At 48.3% G+C, this 3,689-nt stretch carries 4 protein-coding genes; 3 read left to right on the top strand and 1 reads right to left on the bottom strand.

Features of this window, described 5'->3' with window-relative positions; all coding sequences use genetic code 11:
- The first annotated feature begins 289 nt into the window (after positions 1 to 289).
- Genes B7L70_RS11980 through B7L70_RS11970 form a run of 3 tightly spaced genes read left to right on the top strand, consistent with a single transcriptional unit; the run spans position 290 to position 3,154 of the window.
- Positions 290 to 1,789: a zinc ribbon domain-containing protein gene (locus tag B7L70_RS11980; RefSeq protein WP_081228387.1), complete on the top strand. Its 1,500-nt coding sequence runs from the start codon at positions 290 to 292 to the stop codon at positions 1,787 to 1,789.
- Positions 1,789 to 2,658 (top strand): KaiC domain-containing protein, encoded by an 870-nt coding sequence (locus tag B7L70_RS11975; protein WP_238376247.1) that lies wholly within the window; start codon positions 1,789 to 1,791, stop codon positions 2,656 to 2,658. Before B7L70_RS11980 ends, B7L70_RS11975 begins: the two co-directional genes overlap by 1 nt.
- Positions 2,651 to 3,154: a hypothetical protein gene (locus tag B7L70_RS11970; protein WP_238376246.1), complete on the top strand. Its 504-nt coding sequence runs from the start codon at positions 2,651 to 2,653 to the stop codon at positions 3,152 to 3,154. Before B7L70_RS11975 ends, B7L70_RS11970 begins: the two co-directional genes overlap by 8 nt.
- On the opposite strand, the gene B7L70_RS11965 is transcribed toward B7L70_RS11970, so the two are convergent.
- Entirely contained in the window at positions 3,132 to 3,542 is a 411-nt protein-coding gene (locus B7L70_RS11965) for a Zn-ribbon domain-containing OB-fold protein (protein ID WP_081228385.1), read from the bottom strand. The genes B7L70_RS11970 and B7L70_RS11965 overlap by 23 nt on opposite strands.
- Positions 3,543 to 3,689: the final 147 nt, after the last annotated feature.

Raw genomic sequence — 3,689 nt, 5'->3', positions numbered from 1 at the left:
AGCGTGAAAAGAGAAATAAGGGCGTTAAAGGCGAGCATGAGTACTTCGAGGATGACTTCCCAGACATAAAGACGTTAAAGGTATAATGGTAAACAGCAAATTAATCAATTCAAAATCACGATAAATAACACAACCAGGTCTCCAATGCCCTTCTGAATCATCCTAATCCTACGAACCCCCTCCACAATGCAGTTTATTCGGTAATATTAAACCAGTGACAATAATGGTCAAGTCTCGCCTCTTTTTGTCGTTAGTGGCTTTTAAGTCTGGTTGTTACTCTTTCTTGTGAATGCTACGTAGGGCTGTGGCTGTCGAGCTCGAGGTCACTAAGGAGCTCAATAAGCTACTCTATTCCGTTGAGTCTGCGTACCTAAGCATCGTTCGTGAGGTTGCCGTATACGCTGTTGCGAATAATGTTACGAGTGCGACACAGCTCCAGGGGTTGTTCTACAGCAAGTATAGGGGTGAGTACCAAGGCTTGCATGCTCACTTAATAATCCAGGCGATTAGGCAGGCATCGCAAATTGCGAAGTCATTCATTACACGAAGGAGGAAGGGCTTAGCGCAAAAACCATACCCTGAGGTTAGGAGCATCTCGATTAGGTTTACGGAGAAGGCATGGAGTTATGAACAATTCATCCACTCCATAGCCCCAGTCAGGCTTGAGCTTTCCCTACTTGGTGTTCGTAGGGTTGTTTGGTTGAGACCTCACAAGCGTTTTTGGCTGTTTTGGTGGAGGGTACTAACTGGAGAAGCCGAGCTTGCGTCTACGTTGATTATTAAACGTAGGACTAACAAATGGTACGCCATATTTGTCTTTGAGCTGAAGCCCAGGGAGGAGAAACCAAAATTAGTCTTTTCCTTCGACATAAACGAGAACACGGTAGCCGTGAGTAGGGTTGATTTACCATCCACCGTGGGCAAGGTGGTTGATTGGAATAGGCAGTACATGATTCCAGAACTATACGCGATTAGGACTGATTTCGGCAGATTGGCGAGACGATATGAGAGGGTTAGGAACGCGATTATCGAGAGGTTGAAGCCCGAATTTGCATTACCGAGTGGTAATTACGTGAATGTGACGAACACCAGAGAATACAGGAAGTTCGTAAGAAGGCTGCGCGAAGGCAATAGGAAGCTTGGTCGTGTTAGGCATGTGGCTAATGAACTAACAAGGACACCGGCAATCATTGTTACCGAGGATCTCGGTGAAAGACCTCAGGAGTCGATGATTGAGGATGTCATGAAGGACGAGTTTAGGCATAGAATAAAGCAGACACCGTTCAAGGCTGTGGAGAGAACCGTTGAGGGTAAGGCTTTGGAGAGGGGTTCAAAACTCGTTAGAGTCTCATCCTATAGGAACAGTAGGGTATGCCCAATACACTTCACAAGGCTTTGGGAGACCAACGACTGGCACGTTCTTTACTGCCCAAGGGGCCACTACGTGCATAGGGACTACGCGTCTGTGATGAATATGACGTGGAAAACAACACCAGAAGCATGGAGTAAAGGCGTATGGTGGGACTTGAGTAAAGGGATGGACTGGAGAGAGTACGAAGGTAAATCAAACACGACCATACCATACTCCATCGTACAGTACCTGCACGCAATGCTAAAGACTTTCATGGCCAGCGAGGAAGGCCCCGCAGTGCTGGCCCGGGGCAAACCCATGAACCCAGCCGGAGAAGCCGATGAAAGCTGGGCGAGGGCACCACCCCGCCCTCTTAAGGCAGGGAGGAGGTCAGCCTTGAAAATAGTTATTAATATTGTATCTAGTTTTAGTTATTGATGAGTGAGATTAGGAGAATTAGTTTAGGCGTGGAGTGGCTTGACTATGCGTTGCAGGGCGGTGTGCCTAGGGGGACGTGGACCCTAGTAACAGGCGAGCCTGGTGTCGGCAAGAGCATACTGTGCATACAGGCGGTGGGTGCCAACGTCGACGCAATGCCCGTGGTTTTCGTGAGCACGGAGACCAAGTTCTACGACGTGGTTAGGCAGGCTAGGCAGTTCGGTATTGACCTGAGTGATGCCGTCAGCCTAACCGAGGTCTTAACCGGGAAGACGAAGGATGTCAAGACCAACCTCATAATCATAGATCTCTTTGGGCTCACAAGGCAGTATAGGGAGTTACTTAGGGCTGGGGAGGAGGGTGAGGAGGGGTCTAAGGCGAGGGCTAAGTCACCGTTGAGTATGGAGGTTGTTATGGCGGCTATTGAGAAGGCCTACGAGGTGCTGGGGGTTGGTGAGGAGGGTGGTAAGAAGGACGTGTTGGTTGTCATTGACTCCCTAGCACCCATGTGGAGCCACGCCCCAGCAATGGCCAGGCTCATCACTTACAGGCTGAGGCAGAGGCTTTATCGTTCAAACGTGACTGTGTTGATGACGAACCAGTACGCGCCAACGACGGGCATGACCTTCGGCTTTGGGGCGGAGCATATTGCGGATGCCATAATCCACATGTGGTTTGAGAGTGTTGAGACGACTAAGGAGATTAGGAGGTGGTTGATTATTAAGAAGGCGAGGCTCACGAATCATTATAGGAAGGCGATGAGGTTCGACATAGAGCCGGGTAAGGGTCTTGTGCTCCTGGAGCCAGGAATAGATGAGTTGAGGAAGTGGTTTGAGAGTAGTTCGAAGGGGCGTGTTAGCAATGAATAACTTTGACTGCCGTGTTAGGATTGTTGAGGTTATGGAGAATTTTCTAATGTATCTAGCTAGGGTGGGTGGGAATGCCGATATTGATTCAATCAGGGCTGAGCTTAGGAATTGCGGCTCCCTCGCTGAGCCTTATTTGACGGTTATTGATGGTAATGAACCGGGTGATACTTTATCGGCTGCGGTTTCATATTATCAATACGTTAAGTATGTTAGGGGTGAACTTAATGTTAATGAGGGGTATTTCCGTGGACTTGATTTAGAGCTCTCGAATCCCGCTGAGACATACTCAGCGATTATCAGTAATTTGGTGCGTGCGCTACAGGTTGGTGATTACGTGTCCGCCTCTTTTCTTGCCGATTTGGCATTTGTGGTTAGGGTGTTCATGCTCTGTTTAAGTAATGTCAGGGATTATGGGTATTGTGATCGATTAAGGTCGTCGTATAAGACTAGGCTTTTAATATTGAGGAGTAGGTTTAGCAGTTCTCGATCGGTCTGAATTTATAACCGTAGTTTATTAATCCATATGTGCCATCCATCTTCACCATCCTGAACACGACCTCGACCTCCATACCTGGGTTGAGTTTTTCCGGGTTCATGCAATCCACAATCTGCCCAATAACCCTGACACCCCCCAAGTCAACAATACCTATTATCAGGGGTTTCATCTTCTCAAACTCGGCAGGTACTGAGTAGAGAACTGTGAAGTTCAGTAGTTTACCCGTGCTTGGTAATGGGTATGGCTTAAACTCCCTAGATCCACACTCACACACAGCCCTGGGTGGGTAGTAAACACGCCCGCACCTAACGCACTGAACACCCTCAAGCCTGTAGTACTGCGGTGTTCTTCTCCAGTACCTTGGTATCGATAGTTTCTGTTCGACCATGTCAGGTCACCCTCCTGAGCACTATCGCTGTTGATACGAGGTCAAACCCAGCCATATCCTGAACAACACCAAGTCCAGCATTGCCAAGCGAGTCAAATGGTTTCTGGTTTGTGAGCTCCATGACCATGGAGACGATCTCGTACATGC

The organism is Vulcanisaeta sp. EB80, from assembly GCF_002078205.2.
Note: the sequence above shows the minus strand (reverse complement) of the source record. Positions and strands in the feature narration are given on the sequence as shown.